We start from the raw sequence: 15862 nt of genomic DNA, 5'->3' as shown, positions 1-15862 counted from the left end.
GCTCGGGGGACCAGATCAGATGATCGGGGTGCTCCAGCTCTTGGGCGTGACGTACGGGCTGGTCAGCGTGACGACCTCGGTGTCGCCGACGGTGACCGTGAGCCCGGCCGCGGCCAGGTCCGGCGGCAGCCGCAGCAGGCCGAGGGAGGACTTCAGCCCGATGCTGTGCACGGCGTGGACGACCTCGCCGATCTTCTCCCCGCCCACGGTGACCGGCGTGCCCGGCGCGGGCACCTCGGTGCCGCCGGAGAAGCCGACGGTGCGGCGCTCGGCCGTGCCCTCGAAGGCGGCCACGACGGCGGCACGCCCGACGAACTCGTCCTTGGTGATGTCCACCAGCCAGCCCGCGCCCATCTCCAGCACGTCGACGCCGTCGCCCGCCTCGTGGCGCACGACCGGCTGCCGCACCTCCAGCATCGCCAGCTCCACGGCGTCCTGACCGGCGGGCACGGCGTGCTCCAGCGCCTTGGTCCACAGCCGCTCTGCCGACTCGCGCGGCACCAGCACCTTGTACCCGTACTCGCCCGTCACACCGGTGCGGGCGAAGAGGATGTCCACGCCGTCCCACTGGCTGTCCACAACGGACTCGAACGGCAGCGCGGCCAGCTCGCCGTCGATCAGCCGGCCGACCACGCCCCACGCGTACGGGCCCTCCAGGCCGAAGAGCGCGTACTCGTCCGTGCGGTCGGTGATCTCCACACCGGGCTCGGCGTGCGCGCGCAGGTGCTCCAGCAGCCGGGTGCCCGCGCCGGTGGAGGACTCCAGCAGCAGGCCGTCCTCCCGGCCCCACACCACGACCTGGTCCACGACGGTGCCGTCCTCGGCGAGCACCAGGCTCGTCATGCAGCGCTCGGCGGTCAGGTACTCCACGTCGCGCGCCAGCACCTTCTGCGCGAAGTCGACGGCGGCGCCGCCGGAGAGCTCGATGATCCGCTCGCCGGACAGGTCCAGCAGGGCGGCTCGCTCCCGGATCGCCTCGTACTCGGCGTCGAGCGTGCTGAACCGGAGCGCGACCTCGGCGTCCAGGACGGTGCCGTGCGCGGTGCCCTCGGGGTGCGCGGCCTTCACCGGCGACGTCAGGGGTTCCATTGGCGTGTCAAACCTTTCCGGTAGGGCTGGTGGCTGCCGGGTCGGCGATGGTGATGGTGCCCTCGGCGGCGATCTGGCCGTCGACCCTGGCGCTCACCTTGAACTCGCTGAAGCCGCGGGCTCCCGCCGTGCGGTCGGCGGTGATGACGAGCTGGTCACCCGGCACGACGGGGCGGCGGAACCGCATCGACCGCACGCCCGCGAGGTAGCCGATCGGCCCCGCGCCGGCGAGGGCGAACACCACGCCGGCGAGCTGGGCCATCGCCTCGACGACGATCACGCCCGGAAGCACGGCCGCGCTCGGGAAGTGCCCCTGGAACCACATCTCCGTGGCCGCGACGTTCTTGATCCCGACCGCGCCGACACCGGGCTCGACCTTCTCGACCCGGTCGATCAGCAGGAAGGGCCACCGGTGCGGCAGGACCTCCCGGAGCTGGTCGTTGGTCAGCGACGTCCCCGCACGCACGGGCTCCCGGGTCGTGGTCATGCCGAACCGGTCGAGGCCTGCTCGGCCAGTGCCGGGTTCACGTGGTCGGCCAGGCGCGACACCGAACCGAACACCGACATGTCGCTGTCGTAGAGGGCGACGCCGAACTCGGCCTCGATCGCCACGTACAGCTCCAGCACGTCGAGGCTGTCGAGCTCCAGTCCGCGGCCGAACAGCGGCTGGTCGTCGGTGATCCACGCGGGCTCGATCGGCAGGTCGAGCCGAGAGACGATCATCTTCTTGATCTGGGCGCACGTGTCGTGCCGGGCGGCCGCCGTGGCGCGCAGTTCGTCGAGGGTCACGCTTGTCCTTCCGTCCGCTGGGTTGTCCGGCTCGGGGGTGTTCCGGCCCGGGGGATCAGCCGAGCCCGCCGCCGTTGGCGACGAACGTCTCGCTGGTGATGTAGGACGCCTTGTCGGAAGCCAGGAACGTGACCAGGTTCGCGATCTCCTCCGGGCGGCCCATGCGGCCGAGCCGGATGCGCGAGGAGTAGTCGTCGCGCAGCTTCGCGGGGATGACCTTGGTCATGTCGGTCTCGACGAACCCCGGCGCCACCACGTTGACGCGCACGCCGTGCGGAGCGGCCTCGTAGGACAGCGCCTTGGTGAACGCGATGATCGCGCCCTTGGACGCGACGTAGTTCGTCTGGCCGGGGAAGCCGCCGTCCAGGCCGCTCGCGGAGCTGAGGGTCACGATCGCCCCGCGCCGCTGGTGCTGCATGATGCGCATCGCCTCGCGGCAGGCCAGGAACGTGCCGTGCACGTTGATGTCCATCGTCTCGCGGAACGTGGCGCTGCTCATCGCGACCAGGTGCCGGTCCCGCGTCACGCCCGCGCTGGTGACCAGCACGTCGAGCCGGCCGTGCTCGGAGCGCACGGAGCGGAACAGCTCGCGCACCGCGTCCTCGTCGGTCACGTCGGCCCGCACCGCGCTCGCGCTGCCGCCGTTCTGCTCGACCTGCGCGACAAGTTCCTCGGCCTGCTCCTCCGAGCGGGAGTAGTTGACCACGACGTGCACGCCGTGGGCCGCCAGGTCGACCACGACGGCCCGCCCGATCCCGCGCGAGCCGCCGGTGACCACGGCGACCGATCCTTCGGCGAACATGGTGCCCCCTCACGTTGTCCAAGGCTTGCCCGCTGTGCACGCCGTCGTTCGGCGCAACGCTACTGACCTGCGACTTCAGTGCTCTATCACTTCGATATCCGCCTCCTTGACGTCCCCGCGACGGTGTCGCAGGCTCCTGCCCATGGCTGACTTCGAGGTCGACGTCCTGATCGTGGGTGGTGGCCCGGTCGGCCTCGCCGCGTCGATCGAGTGCTCCCGCAACGGGTTGACGTCACTGCTGGTGGAGCGGCACCAGGGGACGTCGATCTTCCCCAAGGCGCGCCTGGTGTCCACCCGCACGATGGAGCTGGTGCGGGCGTGGGGAGTGGGGGAGGAGGTCGAGCGCGCCGGACTGCCGCGCGAGGACAGCCTGGCCGTCGGCGTCGGCTCCTCGCTGACCGCGGACGACTTCCACCGCGAGGTCGCCCCGCTCGCCGAGGACGCGCCGCACAGCCCCACGTACACCTACATCTGCGCGCAGGACAGGTTCGAGGTGGTGCTGCGCGGCCTGGCCGAGCGCTCGCCCGGTGCGGACGTCCGGTTCGCCACCACCCTCACGTCACTGGAGCAGGACGAGTCCGGTGTGGACGCCGTGGTCGAGTCCGCCTCCGGCCGCGCCACCGTGCGCGCCCGCTACGCCATCGCCGCGGACGGCGGGCGCAGCACCGTGCGCGAACGGCTCGGCATCGGCGTCGAAGGCCCGCCACCGCTCGGACACATGATCAGCATCATGTTCGACGCCGACCTGGTGCCGTTGCTGACCGGCAGGATGTGCGCGCTGTACTTCATCCGCAGCGCGATCCCGTGCGCGGTGGAGGCGGTGGACAACCAGCGGCGTTGGATCATCCAGACCGGTTACGACCCGGCGGAGGGTGGCAGCGAGGCCGACTTCACGCCCGAGTTCTGCGTGCAGGTGGTGCGCGAGGCCGTCGGCGTGCCGGACCTGGACGTCGAGCTCGTCGGCGTGATGCCGTGGCTGCAACAGGCGGTGACCGCGACGCGCTTCCGCTCGGGCCGGGTGTTCCTGGCGGGCGACTCGGCGCACGTGTCGACGCCGCAGGGCGGGTTCGGGATGAACTGCGGCATCCAGGACGCGCACAACCTGGTGTGGAAGCTGGCGGCGGTGGTGGCGGGCACGGCCGGCGAGGCCCTGCTCGACACCTACGACGCCGAGCGCCACCCGATCGGCGAGCGCACCGTCGGCGAGAGCCTGGCGAACGCCTTCATCACGTTCCAGATGATGGAGGGCAAGCTGTCCATGAAGGAGGCCATCGCGCAGCAGGCGGGCCGGCGCAGCTGCGAGGGCCTGGTACTCGGCTTCCACTACGACTCCGCCGCCGTCGTACCGGACGGCACCGGCGCACCGGTGGTCGAGGACCCCTACCGGACCTACGTCCCGACCGCGCGACCGGGCCACCGCGCGCCGCACGTGCCGCTGACCAGGGGTGCGGAGGTGTTGTCCACATTGGACCTGTTCGGCGCGGGGTTCGTCCTGCTCACCCCGGCGGGCAGCGGCTGGGCGCAGGCGGCGAAGGAGGCCGGCTCCCGGACCGGCGTGGCGATCAGCGCGGTCGAGGTGTCGGCCGACGGCTCGACCGCGGTGGTGTCACCGGACTGGGCCACGGTCTACGGCGTGGGGGCGGCAGGTGCGGTGCTGGTGCGGCCGGACGGGCACGTGGCCTGGCGCAGCACGGACACCGCGTCGACGGACGCGCTGTCAGTGGCGGTGGACGCCGTTCTCGCACGTGGTTGACCGGCCCACTGGCCGGAGTGGTGCTGCCCGCCGCGCGGTGTGGCGGGCAGCACCGGTCAGGCGGGCACGTCGCGCGGTTTGGCGCGCCGCGCCGTTCAAGCGAGCATGCCGCGAGGTTGGCGGGCGGTACCGGTCAGGCGGGCACGTCGCGAGGTTGGCGGGTGGCACCAGTCAAGCGGGCACGTCGCGCGATTCGACGGGCCGCACCGGTCACGCGGGCACGCCGGTCAGCCAGCGGCGGTCCTGGCGGTGCGGTGCCGGCCGGACGCCCGCCGCCGCGCGGCGCAGCGGCAGCGGGAAGCCGTCCGCCGAGCCGACGATCCTGCTCGCCTCACCGCGTTCCTCCGCCACCCAGTCGTTCCCGAGCAGCATGGTCAGCAGCTGCCACGACTCGTCCGCCGTCAGCGGCTCCAGGAACGCCCGGTGCGCGCCCTGACGGGCGACCAGTTCGTCCATCGGGTGCCTGCTGGTGACGATGGCCCTGGTGTGCGCGCCGCTGGGCAGCAACGGCCGCACCTGGGCGTGGTCCACCGCACCGTCCAGCACCACCAGCACCCGCTTGTGCGACACCGTGCTGCGGTACAGCGCGACCTTCTCACCCGGATCGTCCGGAATGGACGCCGCGGGCACGCCGAGCGCCCGCAGGAACCGGTCGAGCACCACGGCCGGCGGCACCGGGCGGCCGAAGTCGTCCACCAGCTCGGAGTGCAGCTGCCCGTCCGGGAACCGGTCGAGGCGGTGGTGCGCCCAGCGCAGCGCCAGCGCCGTCTTGCCCACCTCACCGGGGCCCGACAGCACGACCACGCCCGGCACGTCGGTGCCCGGCGCGAGGGCGGCGTCCAGCCCGGCCAGCTCGGCCGACCGGCCGGCGAACGGCAGGACCTGGCGCGGCAGCTGGGACGGTGCCACCGCCGGCACCTCGACGCGGACCGGCGCGAGCAGCGCCGGCGCGTCGCGCAGCACCTGCTCGTGCAGCTCCCGCAGCTCCGGACCGGGCTCCAGGCCGATCTGCTCGATCAGCACCCGCCGGGCGTCCTGGTAGGTGCGCAGCGCGTCGGCCCGCCGGCCCGACCGGTACTGGGCCAGCATCAGCTGCGCCCGCGCCCGTTCGCGCAGCGGGTGTTCCGCCACCACCGCGGCCAGGTCCTTGCCGACCCGGTGGTGCAGCCCGAGCCGCAGCTCCAGCTCGGCGCACGCCTCCACCGCGTCCAGTCGCGCCGACTGCAGCGACACCGCCTCCGCGCGCAGACCGGGCAGGTCCTCGAACGGCACACCGCGCCACAACCCCAGCGCCTCGCGGTACAGCGCCGCGGCGCCCGCCACGTCACCGCTCGCCGCGCGCGGCCGGGCCCTGCCGACGAGTCCGTTGAACCGCAACCAGTCCACGGAGTCCTCGTCCAGCCGCGCCACGTAGCCGGGGCTCGCGGTGTCGACGGCCCTGCCCGACTCGCCGAGCGCCCGCCGCAGCCGGGACACGCAGATCGCGATCTGCCCGCGTGCGCTGGCCGGCGGGTCGCCGTGCCACACCGCCTCGATGAGCCGGTCCACGCTGACCACGCGGTTGGCGTCGAACAGCAGCCGTGCCAGCACCGCGCGCTCGCGGGGACCGCCCACCCGCACTTCGACGCCGGCGCGCAGGAACCGGATCGGGCCCAGCACGCCGAACTCGACAGGGGCGGGGGTCAACGCGACCGCGCCAGGTGCTTCTCGACCTCGTCGGCGGCGCGCGCCGCACCGCCCGCCTCCGCGACGGCCTTGCGCATGAGGTCCGACCTGGCCGCGATCTCCTGGTCACCGAGCACCGACGTGACCGCGTCGACCAGCGCCTCGGGCGTGAGGCCGGCGGGGTCGAGCACGGTGCCGAGGCCCAGTTCGCGGACCCGCCACCCGGTGGGCCGGTCGAGCGCGGAACCGGGCACGCACACCATCGGCGTGCCGGACCGCAGTGCCTCCATCACTGTGCCCATGCCGGCGTGGGTGACGCACAGGGCCGCGTGCTCCAGCACCGCCACGTGCGGCACGAAGTCGTGCACCTCGACGTTGGGCGGCAGGTCGCCGAGCGAGGCGCGGTCCACACCGCCGCCGGTGGTCATCACCGCGTGCCACGGCCGGCCGCGGAACGCTTCGACGCACGTGCGGAAGAAACCCTCGTCCTCGTTGAACACCGCGCCGAGCGACACCAGCACCACGGGCAGGTCGCCGGCGGGCGGCGTCCACGTCCCGAGGAAGCCGCGGTCGCCGACGCACGGCCCGACGAACGCGAACCGCTCGTCGAAGGTCTCACCCGCGTACTGGAACTCCCGCGGCACGGTGACCAGGCTCAGCGGCGGCACCTCGAACCACACCTCGTGCGGCGCGGCGGCCACCCCGTAGTGGGCGCACAGCGCGCCGATGCGCCCCATCGTGGTGGCGACCCACTCGGGCATCTCCCTCGGCCGTTCCCGGGCCGGCTGCTCCGCGGCGTCGGACTCGGGGTTGTACATGGCGTTGAGGAAGGAGAAGTGCTCGTTGGAGGCGAACACCGGGATCACCTGCGCGGCGGGGACGTCCCAGTGCCGGGCCAGCACACGGGCCCCGTGGAGCACCGAGGTGTCGTAGACCAGGCAGTCCGGCCGGTCGCCGTCGAGCTCGGCCGTCGCGGTGGCGAGCATGGCCTCGCTCTCGTCGAGCAGCACGCCCATCAGGTAACCGGGATCGTTCGCCACGAGGGCGAAGTCGGCGTCGCGGTACCGGGACGGGTAGGTCACGACGGTGGCGCCCGCCTCGGCGGCGATCTCCGCCATGCTCGGTGCGGTCAGGTAGGTGACCCGGTGCCCGCGCGCGGCCAGTTCGGTGACGACCGCGAGGTTCGGGATGACGTGCCCGTGGTCCGGGTGGCACATGAACAGGAAATGCCGCGACATTTGTCGTCCTCGCCCCGATTGTTGTGCTGGAATCCGGCGACCCTGCCGGGAGCGTGGTCACCGTAAAGCGACCGGAAGCGGCCTGGACACCCCTATCACTCCTGTTCCCCGGCCACGGACGAACGGGTCGCCGGTTGCCTCCAGGGGGTCGGTTCCAGCCACCCTGACCTGCAGATTAGGGGTTACCCCCTAGCCGGGGGCCAGACCTAGGCTGGCCGGGAAGCCGACCACAGCGAAAGGGCTGCCGATGGCCACGCTCGTCTGGGACTACTCGCGCGAATACGAAATGGAGCGCAAGGACATACTCGACGCGGTCGAGACCGTGTTCTCCTCCGGCAGGCTCGTCCTCGGGCCGAGCGTGTCGTCCTTCGAGGCGGAGTTCGCGGCCTACCACGGCGTCGCCCACTGCGTCGGCGTGGACAACGGCACGAACGCCCTCCGCCTGGCGCTCCAGGCGCTCGGCGTCGGCCGCGGCGACGAGGTCGTCACGGTGTCCAACACCGCCGCGCCGACCGTGCTGGCGATCGACGCCGTCGGCGCCACACCGGTGTTCGTCGACGTGGACCCGGACACCTACCTGATGGACGTCGCCCAGGTGGCTTCGGTGATCACGCCGCGCACCAAGGTCCTGCTGCCGGTGCACCTGTACGGCCAGTGCGTGGACATGGAACCGTTGCAGGAGCTCGCACGGCAGCACGGCCTGCTGGTGCTGGAGGACTGCGCCCAGGCGCACGGCGCGCGCCACCACGGCCGGGTGGCCGGGTCGATGGGCGACGCCGCCGCGTTCTCCTTCTACCCCACCAAGGTGCTCGGCGCCTACGGCGACGGCGGCGCGACGATCACGAACAACCCGGAGGTGGACGCGAACCTGCGCCGCCACCGGTACTACGGCATGGAGAAGACCTACTACGTCGTGGAGACGCCCGGCCACAACTGCCGGCTCGACGAGGTGCAGGCGGAGATCCTGCGCCGCAAGCTCGTCCGCCTGGACGACTACGTGGCGGCGCGGCAGGCGGTGGCCGCGCGGTACGCGGAAGCGTTGGCGGACACCGACCTGGTGCTGCCGTCGACCGCGCCGGGCAACACGCACTCGTACTACGTCCACGTGGTGCGCCACCCGCGGCGCGACGACATCCTGGAACGCCTGAAGGCGCACGACGTCCACCTGAACATCAGCTACCCGTGGCCGGTGCACACCATGACCGGGTTCGCACACCTGGGCTACGCCGAGGGCAGCCTGCCGGTGACCGAGCGGGTGGCCGTCGAGATCTTCTCGCTGCCGATGTACCCGTCGCTGCCCCAGGACACGCAGGAGCACGTGGTGGACGCGCTCAAGCAGGTGCTGGCGACGCTCTGACCGGGTCGGTGGCGGGCGGCACCGCCCGCCTCACCCGCGCGGGAGGAGGCTGCGCAGGCACAGCAGCAGGCTGCGGGCCTGGATGTTGACGTAGAAGCTGTGCCGCAGCAGCTCCTCGTACTGGTGCAGGGTCAGCCACCGGTACTCGGGGTCGTCCCGCGCGACCTCGGCGTCGGTCTCCACGACCAGGTACCGGTTGCGGGCGCCGAGGAACCGGCCGCCCTCCTCGGACAGCACGGCGTCGAAGCGGATCTTGGTCGAGCCGAGCACCTCGTCGAGGAACCGGGGCCGCGCCGGCAGGTGGTCGTGCGCCTCTGGCACGCACTGCACGGTGGGCGCCAGCTCGGTCACGTCGGCGTAGCCGGGTTCGGTGCGCGCGTGGGTGAGCACGTGCAGCACGCCGCCGATCTCCTTGACCAGGAACGCGATCACCCCCGTGCCGACCGGTTCGATCATCGGCTGGGACCACGCTCCGACCTCACGCCCGCCGGCTCGCACGTCCACGCCCACGACGGTGAAGAACCCGCCGCTGCGGTGCGCGATGACGCCGTTCTCACGCCTCCAGTCCGGCAACCCGGCCAGCGGGCCGAGGGCGACCCGCAGGTCGGTGCGGGTGCGGACCTCGGTGATCCAGCTCAGCACCTCCCCGGTGGTGTGCACGCCGGGCGTGGCCGGGTCTCCCGACCGGACCAGGGCTTCGCTGAACGGGTCGGTGGCCGCCGCGGCCAGTGCCGCGCCGCCGCCGGGCAGGCAGGCCAGCACCGTGCGGGCGTCCATGTTCACCAGGTCCGGCACGGTCATCAGGCCGGCGATCTCGCCGAGGGTGAACCAGCGGAACCCCTCACGCACCTCGACGTCGCCGTCGACCTCGACGACCATGTTGCGATTGCGCTTGCGGTAGAACCACGCGCCCTGCTCTGACTGCCGGATGTCCACCAGGACGTGGTGGCCGGAGGTGTCGCGGAAGCGCTCCAGGTAGGGGATGGGCTTGCCCTGGTGCACGCGGGTGTAGTTGCTGCGGGTGGCCTGCACGGTCGGCGACAGCTGCAGGCCGTTGGCGTTGCCCGGTTCGTGCTTGGCCTGCATCAGGCAGTGCAGCACGCCGTCGACCTCCCGCACGAGGATGCCGAGGATGCCGATCTCCGGCTGGTTGATGATCGGCTGCGACCAGTGCGGCACGAGCGCGCCGGGCAGGTCGACGGCGAGCGACTCGACGCTGAAGAACCGGCCGGTGTGGTGGCGCAGGTTGCCGGTGCCCGGTTCGGTGAGCCAGCCGGCGAGGTCGTCCAGCGGCACGCGCTCGACGTTCATCCAGCTGTGCTCCGCGGTGCGGGCGAGCCAGGCGTGCACGGCGTCGGCGTCACGCGCGGCGAGCATCGACTCGGCCAGGCGCGTCCGGGCAGGACGGCGGGTGGGTGCGGTCACCTGGGGTGCTCTCCTCTGCTCAGGTGGCGTGGACCGGCAGCAGTCCGGTGTCCCGCGCGAGGGCCAGGCCCGGTGCGGCGCGGTCGCGTTCGGACAGCACGACGTCGGCCGGAACGGGCAGTGCCAGGTCCGGGTCCACGATGGACACCGCCAGCTCGTCCGCGGGTTCGTAGCCGCGGGACAGCAGGTAGTGCACGGTGGAGTGGTCGTCGAGGGCGATGAACGCGTGGCCGAGCCCTGGCGGGAGGTAGACGGCGCGGAAGCCGTCGCCCGCCAGCTCGACGGAGTCCCACTCGCCGAACGTCGGCGAGCCGACCCGCAGGTCCACCACGATGTCCAGCACCCGCCCGCGGGAACAGCTCACGTACTTCGCGCACCCCGGTGCCGTGCGGGCGTAGTGCACGCCGCGGGCGACCCCGCGGCGTGACACGCTGGCGCTGGCCTGGGCCACGGCGAACAGCGGCGCACCGACCGCCTCGGCGAACACGTCGTGCTGGAACGGGGAGACGAACAGGCCGCGGTCGTCCGGGAACACCTCGGGCTCGAACTCCCAGGCCCCGCCGACAGAGAGTGCGCGGGCTTTCATCGACGACCTCCGTCTCAGGACGGTGATCAGCGTGCAGCGGCCCGAACCGCGTGGTCAACCAGCTTAGGGGAACCCCTATCCGCGGTTAGGGGTGTCCGGCCGCAGACCGTCCACTGAGGACTGAATCAGGTGGGCGACGGTCCTCGACACCGCGTCGGCGAGGGGAACCCGGGCCCGCCACCCGGTGGCGAGGGTGAGACCGGCCGGGTCGGCCACGAGGCTGTGGAAGTCCGACGCGGTGGCGTACGGCGGTGGTGGCACCGACAGCACCGGCACGGCCGGGCGACCGGTGTGTTCCGCGACGGTGGCGGCGACGAGCTCGAACAGCGCCCGCACCGGGACGCCCGTGCCCGAGCCGACGAGCCACGCCCGTCCGGCCAGCCGGTCGGCGTGCGCCACGGCCGCCGCGAACGCCTCGGCGACGTCCTCCACGAACACCAGGTCGCGCCGCACGTCCCCGGCTCCCCACACGGTCAGCGGCTCGCCCGCGAGCGCACGCCGCGCCATCGCGGTCACCACACCCCGGTCAGGAGAGCCGGGGGAGGGGCCGAACACGGTGGGCAGCCGCAGGGAGCAGCCGCCCGCGTCGAGCACGAGCCGTTCGGCGGCGCACTTCTGCCGGTCGTACTCCGACTCGGGGTGGTCGGTCTCGGTGCCGTCGATCCGCTCCGGCGCGCCCGGCCCGACCTGCGAGGTGGAGCCGGCGAACACGACCGTCCCACGAGCCGCGTCCACGGCCTCGGCGACGATGCCGACGTTGACCCTGGCGGCGTCGGCCGCGCCACCGGCGGCGACCCGCCAGGTGCCGCCGCCGGTGAACAGCACCAGCGGCAGCACCACGTCCGCGCCCGCGACCGCGGCGGCGACCGCGCCGGGCTCGGTCAGGTCGGCCGCGACGACCTCGGCCGGGAACGGCGGCACGCCGGGACCACGTGCCACCACCCGCACCCGCGCGCCCCGCGCCGCCAGCCGTGCGGACACCGCGGAACCCACGAACCCCGACCCGCCGAGCACCGCGACGAGAGCGCCGCCCAGTTCTCCCGGCACGCTCACACCACGTGGACGTCGGGCACGTACAGGATCCACTTGCCGCCCGCCTCGCGGAACGCCTCCTCCTTGGCCATGATCTCGTCGGCGTGGTTCCAGGCGAACAGCAGCGCGTAGCCGGGGTAGGGGTCGGCGAAGGCGGCCGGCGGGCGCACCGGGATGCCCGAGCCGGGTGCCAGCCGGTGCTGCTTGGCGGGCGTGGTGTCGCTGATGAACTCGACCAGGTCCGGTCCGATGCCGCAGAGGTTCGTGACGGTGGCGCTCTTGGCGGTCGCGCCGTAGCCGACGACCCGCTCGCCCTTCGCCTTCAGCTCGTTCAGCAACGCCAGGAGGTCGGTGCGGATCGTCCGGACCCGGTCGCCGAACCCGTCGAGGACGGCGCGGTCGTGCAGGCCGCGCGCCTGCTCCTCGGCGAGCAGGGCGGCGACGGCCGCGGACGGGGTGCGCGCACCGGGCAGGGCCAGGGTGTAGCGGACCTCGCCGCCGTGCACCGGCAGGCGTTCGACGTCGACCAGCTCCAGGCCGTGCCGGCGGGCCATGGCGTCCACGGAGGTGGCGCTGAACAGGAAGAAGTGCTCGTCGTAGATCTGGTCGAACGAGGTCTGCTCGACGATGTCACCGAGGTAGGGGTCCTCGAACACGAACGCCCCGCCGGGCTTGAGCAGTGCCACGACACCGCGCAGGATCGAGTCCGCGTAAGGGATGTGGCAGAACGTGTTCGCCGCGTACACGAGGTCGGCCGGACCGTCCTGGTCGCGGATGGACAGCGCGGTGGACTCCTCGAAGAAGTCCTTGCGGACCCGCACACCCGCCTCGGCGGCCAGGTCGGCGACCGCGCCGGACGGTTCCACGCCCAGGTGCCGCACGCCCGCCGCCGCGACGGTGCGCAGCATGGTGCCGTCGTTGCAGCCCAGCTCGACCACGAGCGGGTCCTCGCCCGCCAGCTCGGTGCTCAGGAACCGCTCGGCCAGCGCGCGGAAGTGCTCGCGCATCACCGCGGACCCCTGCGACAGGTAGGGGTAGTCCTGGTGGAACATCTTCTCCCTGGGCACCTCCTCCATCAGCTGCACCATCGCGCAGTCCGCGCACGCGCCCACGGCGAGGCGGTAGGTGAACTCGACGGAGGTGTCCTCGGGCAGCCGGAACGCGTCGGACAGCGGCTGCTGACCGAGGTCGAGGAACTCGGTGACCGTCCCTGCGCAGACGCGGCAGGTGGACTGGTTGGGCATTGGCGGGTTCTTTCTACTCGGGAGGGGCACGGGTCACCCCCGTGCTTCGAAGGCCCGTGGTCCGGCGCCGGTCCGCTGGGACAGGCGGCGCGGCAGGTCCGCCCGGCTGCGCATGCCCAGCTTGCGGTAGACCCTGGTGAGGTGTTGCTCGACGGTGCTGACGGTGATGTAGAGGATTCCGCTGATCTCGCGGTTCGTGTGGCCTTTCGCGGCGAGCTCGGCCACCCGCAGCTCGGAGTCGCTCAGGACCGATCGCCCGTCACCGGTGTCGCCGTCCTCCCAGTCGGCCGGGAGGGGCAGGGCGCCGGGGCACGACGCCCCGGTCTCGGCCACCGCGATCTGGGACAGCTCGCGCGCCTCGGCGTGCTGGCCCAGGGCGTCGAGCGCGTCACCCAGGTCGGACAGGGCACGGGCCAGCTCGACCCGGTCACCCGCCCGCCGCAGGTGCCGCACGGCCTCGCGCAGGAGCGCGGGTCGCTCGGCGGGCTCGCCCGCGGCCGCGAGGACCCGCAGCGCCGCACCGCGGGTGCGGCGGTCGCCGGCCGGCAGCAGCATCTGCTCGCTGATCAGCTTGCGAGCCGCCTCCGGCCGGCCGAGGGTGAGGTTGGCCTGGGCGAGGCCACAGCGCCACGGCGCGAGCACCGGCAGGTCGAGGCCCCACGCGAGCATCCGGGTGCCGCAGTTCTGGAAGTCGCTGATGGCGGCGAGCACCCGCCCGACGGCGAGGTTGCCGTTGCCGCGGGCGTGCAGGTAGCGCAGGCCGGCGGCGGTGGCGAACATGGCGTCGGGCACGCGCTGCCGCATCACCTCGGCGATCACGTGGTGCCGGCCCAGCGCGGTGTTGGCCTCCAGCAGCACGGCCAGCGGGTAGCCGATGGACAGGCCCCAGCCCTGGTGCGGCAGCAGGGCGAGTGCGGTCTCGGCGCGTGCGGCGGCCACCGCCACCTCCCCGCGCCGCAGGGCGATGTCGGCCCGGACGACCTCCAGGACCGCCTGCCAGGTCACCGCGCCGCCGCGGACGGCCTCGGCGGTGAGCCGGTCGCACCACCGCTCTGCCCGGTCGGGGTGGCCGCTGTGCACCAGGATCAGCAGGGCGGTGAGCACGACCTCCAGCGACATGTCGCCGAGCCGGCAGCTGCGCAGGATGTGCTCGGCGCTGGCGATGGCGTCGGGGTGGAACTCGGCGGTCCAGAAGGTGCCGATGGCCTGCGCCGCGGCCACCCACGGGTCCGCGTCGGCCACCACGTCGCTGGCCACGGCGCTCGCCGGGTCGAGGCCGTGGAACCACTGGCAGACGATCCGCAGCTCGGCCGCGCTCTGCGCGTCCAGCATGCCGGGGTTCTGGTTCAGCACGGCGAGCGCGCGCACGGCCGTTGCCTCGTCCCCGATCCACAGCGCGTGGTGCACGACGGTCATGGCGTCGCGCCCGCGCAGCCGGCCGGCCCACATCGCCTCGTGCAGGGGTTCCATGTGCACGACGGCGGCGGCCGGGTTGACCCGCCACAGCGCCCGCACCAGGACGCTGGTGATGCCCAGCCGCTCGTCCGGCTCGACCACGGGCAGCGCGGGTTCCAGGTAGCGCACGGCCGCTGCCACGTCGTCGCCCATGAGCGCCTGTTCGGCGGCGATGCGCAGCACGGAGACCGGCCAGCCCGGCGCGACCCGGTCGGCGGCCACGAGGTGGTCGGCCACCACGGCCGCCGCCGCACCGCGCTGGTAGAGCAGCTCGGCGGCACGGGCGCGCAGCCGCACCCGTTCGGGACCCGGCGTGCTGTCGAGGACCGCCGGCCCCGCGCCGGGGTGGCGGAAACTGCCGTCGAGCAGCAGACCGGCGGCGGTGAGCACGTCGACCGCCTGCTCGACGGCCTCGGGCGTGGTGCCGGCCAGCCGCCCGAGCAGGACCGGGGTCCGCTCCTCGCCGAGCACGGCGATGGCGCGCGCGACCTCGAGGAGCCCCGCCTCCCAGCGGTGCAGGCACTCCAGCACCGCGCGCTTGAACGCGGGACCGACCTGGTCCTGACCGATCTCGTGCCCTGCCTCGAAGTCCTCGACCATGGCCCGGACCAGCATCGGGTTGCCGCCGCTGAGGCCGTGCCACGCGGGCGCGAGCGCGTCGGGATCGGGCACCCGGTCGCGCAGCAGCTCGGCGATCCCGCACACCGACAGCGGAGCGAGCCGGATGCGGTGGTGCGGCCGCCGGGTCAGCTCGGCGTGGAACAGCGGCAGCGTCGGCTGCGGCTGCTGCCACTCGGCGAGCACGACGACCACCCGTCCTGCTCTCATCCGCCGTCGCAAGTAGAGGATGAACTGCAACGAGGAACTGTCAGCGAATTGCACGTCGTCCACGCACAGCACGACCGGTCTTTCCCGCGACAATTCGAGCAGAATTTGACACAGTTCATGCACGGGCCGCACATAAGAATGAGGAATTCTCCGCACGTCCGCGCCGGGGTCGGTCACGGTCGCGGCAATCGGCGTGATGAGGTGGGAAACGCGGTCCGCTATTTCCGGCGGCAGACCTGCGCCGTGGAACAACTGGTCGATGACGCCCGCCTGCAGGGGACGCTCGGCCGGCGCGCCGGTCGCGGTCAGCAACAACGCGCCCGAAGCGGCGGCGTGCCGCTGGAACCGTTGCAGCAGCTCGGTCTTCCCGCTGGCCACACCGCCGCTGACCAGCGCGAGCCTGCCTGTTCCCGCCGAGCACTCCGCGAGCAGGCCGACCAGCTCGGCAAGCGCACCACCATGGTCTGTCGGCACCAACCGTCCAGTTCCCTCCAACATGGCCACCGATGGTCTTTCCGCTGCAGCTCACCCCAAGTGGACGCTTTATAGCACGGCTTCCCGGCTTGTCCAGCGCCTTTGGTGACATCGCCCGAGAACAG

At 72.8% G+C, this 15862-nt stretch carries 13 protein-coding genes; 2 read left to right on the top strand and 11 right to left on the bottom strand.

The genetic code is table 11. From position 1 onward, the window contains the following. Positions 1 to 15 precede the first annotated feature (15 nt). From ACZ7CF_RS40530 to ACZ7CF_RS40515, 4 genes are read right to left on the bottom strand one after another with little or no spacing between them, the layout of a single operon-like run. Positions 16 to 1089: an aminomethyl transferase family protein gene (locus ACZ7CF_RS40530; RefSeq protein WP_470372347.1), complete on the bottom strand. Its 1074-nt coding sequence runs from the start codon at positions 1087 to 1089 to the stop codon at positions 16 to 18. A gap of 7 nt (positions 1090 to 1096) precedes the next feature. Continuing rightward, complete coding sequence (gene fabZ / locus ACZ7CF_RS40525; RefSeq protein WP_360393506.1) at positions 1097 to 1576, bottom strand: 3-hydroxyacyl-ACP dehydratase FabZ; 480 nt, start codon at positions 1574 to 1576, stop codon at positions 1097 to 1099. Further along, positions 1573 to 1878, bottom strand: a complete 306-nt coding sequence (locus ACZ7CF_RS40520; protein WP_360393509.1) for an acyl carrier protein — start codon at positions 1876 to 1878, stop codon at positions 1573 to 1575. The genes fabZ and ACZ7CF_RS40520 overlap by 4 nt, the downstream gene beginning before the upstream one ends. A gap of 55 nt (positions 1879 to 1933) precedes the next feature. Next, a complete protein-coding gene (locus ACZ7CF_RS40515; protein ID WP_360393512.1) occupies positions 1934 to 2680 on the bottom strand; it encodes a 3-oxoacyl-ACP reductase family protein in 747 nt (248 codons plus the stop codon). A 142-nt stretch (positions 2681 to 2822) separates the two neighbouring features. On the opposite strand from ACZ7CF_RS40515, the gene ACZ7CF_RS40510 reads away from it, so the two are divergent. Then, complete coding sequence (locus ACZ7CF_RS40510; protein ID WP_360393515.1) at positions 2823 to 4433, top strand: FAD-dependent monooxygenase; 1611 nt, start codon at positions 2823 to 2825, stop codon at positions 4431 to 4433. A 210-nt stretch (positions 4434 to 4643) separates the two neighbouring features. On the opposite strand, the gene ACZ7CF_RS40505 is transcribed toward ACZ7CF_RS40510, so the two are convergent. Both ACZ7CF_RS40505 and ACZ7CF_RS40500 read right to left on the bottom strand, forming a co-directional pair. Continuing rightward, on the bottom strand, positions 4644 to 6119 hold the full coding sequence (locus ACZ7CF_RS40505; RefSeq protein WP_360393518.1) for an AfsR/SARP family transcriptional regulator: 1476 nt from the start codon (positions 6117 to 6119) through the stop codon (positions 4644 to 4646). Beyond that, positions 6116 to 7336, bottom strand: coding sequence for a macrolide family glycosyltransferase (locus ACZ7CF_RS40500; RefSeq protein ID WP_470372346.1), 1221 nt, complete (start codon positions 7334 to 7336; stop codon positions 6116 to 6118). The genes ACZ7CF_RS40505 and ACZ7CF_RS40500 overlap by 4 nt, the downstream gene beginning before the upstream one ends. A 247-nt stretch (positions 7337 to 7583) precedes the next feature. Between ACZ7CF_RS40500 and ACZ7CF_RS40495 the strand changes: the two genes are divergently transcribed. Continuing rightward, a complete protein-coding gene (locus ACZ7CF_RS40495) occupies positions 7584 to 8693 on the top strand; it encodes a DegT/DnrJ/EryC1/StrS family aminotransferase (protein WP_470372345.1) in 1110 nt (369 codons plus the stop codon). Between the two features lie 30 nt (positions 8694 to 8723). Here the strand turns inward: ACZ7CF_RS40495 and ACZ7CF_RS40490 are convergent, their stop codons facing one another. The 5 genes from ACZ7CF_RS40490 to ACZ7CF_RS40470 form a co-directional block, all read right to left on the bottom strand. After that, positions 8724 to 10118, bottom strand: a complete 1395-nt coding sequence (locus ACZ7CF_RS40490; protein ID WP_470372344.1) for an NDP-hexose 2,3-dehydratase family protein — start codon at positions 10116 to 10118, stop codon at positions 8724 to 8726. A 19-nt stretch (positions 10119 to 10137) separates the two neighbouring features. After that, positions 10138 to 10704 (bottom strand): dTDP-4-dehydrorhamnose 3,5-epimerase family protein, encoded by a 567-nt coding sequence (locus ACZ7CF_RS40485; RefSeq protein WP_470372343.1) that lies wholly within the window; start codon positions 10702 to 10704, stop codon positions 10138 to 10140. A 75-nt stretch (positions 10705 to 10779) separates the two neighbouring features. Further along, the gene (locus ACZ7CF_RS40480) at positions 10780 to 11751 is read right to left on the bottom strand and encodes an NAD-dependent epimerase/dehydratase family protein (RefSeq protein WP_458431602.1); all 972 of its coding nucleotides are present in this window, start codon (positions 11749 to 11751) and stop codon (positions 10780 to 10782) included. A gap of 2 nt (positions 11752 to 11753) precedes the next feature. Then, a complete protein-coding gene (locus ACZ7CF_RS40475; RefSeq protein WP_470372342.1) occupies positions 11754 to 12980 on the bottom strand; it encodes a methyltransferase domain-containing protein in 1227 nt (408 codons plus the stop codon). 33 nt (positions 12981 to 13013) lie between these two features. Continuing rightward, positions 13014 to 15737 (bottom strand): AAA family ATPase, encoded by a 2724-nt coding sequence (locus ACZ7CF_RS40470; RefSeq protein ID WP_470372341.1) that lies wholly within the window; start codon positions 15735 to 15737, stop codon positions 13014 to 13016. Between the last annotated feature and the right edge of the window lie 125 nt (positions 15738 to 15862).

Source organism: Lentzea sp. NPDC036955 (assembly GCF_055608005.1).
The sequence above is the reverse complement of the archived record's forward strand: the minus strand, read 5'-3'. Positions and strand labels throughout refer to the sequence as shown.

What these genes read in the sequence shown, in the direction of transcription:
- ACZ7CF_RS40485 (WP_470372343.1), bottom strand. Translation starts at nt 10,704, where the DNA reads ATGAAAGCCCGCGCACTCTCTGTCGGCGGGGCCTGGGAGTTCGAGCCC.
- ACZ7CF_RS40515 (WP_360393512.1), bottom strand. Translation starts at nt 2,680, where the DNA reads ATGTTCGCCGAAGGATCGGTCGCCGTGGTCACCGGCGGCTCGCGCGGG.
- ACZ7CF_RS40510 (WP_360393515.1), top strand. Translation starts at nt 2,823, where the DNA reads ATGGCTGACTTCGAGGTCGACGTCCTGATCGTGGGTGGTGGCCCGGTC.
- ACZ7CF_RS40530 (WP_470372347.1), bottom strand. Translation starts at nt 1,089, where the DNA reads ATGGAACCCCTGACGTCGCCGGTGAAGGCCGCGCACCCCGAGGGCACC.
- ACZ7CF_RS40495 (WP_470372345.1), top strand. Translation starts at nt 7,584, where the DNA reads ATGGCCACGCTCGTCTGGGACTACTCGCGCGAATACGAAATGGAGCGC.
- ACZ7CF_RS40475 (WP_470372342.1), bottom strand. Translation starts at nt 12,980, where the DNA reads ATGCCCAACCAGTCCACCTGCCGCGTCTGCGCAGGGACGGTCACCGAG.
- fabZ (WP_360393506.1), bottom strand. Translation starts at nt 1,576, where the DNA reads ATGACCACGACCCGGGAGCCCGTGCGTGCGGGGACGTCGCTGACCAAC.
- ACZ7CF_RS40500 (WP_470372346.1), bottom strand. Translation starts at nt 7,336, where the DNA reads ATGTCGCGGCATTTCCTGTTCATGTGCCACCCGGACCACGGGCACGTC.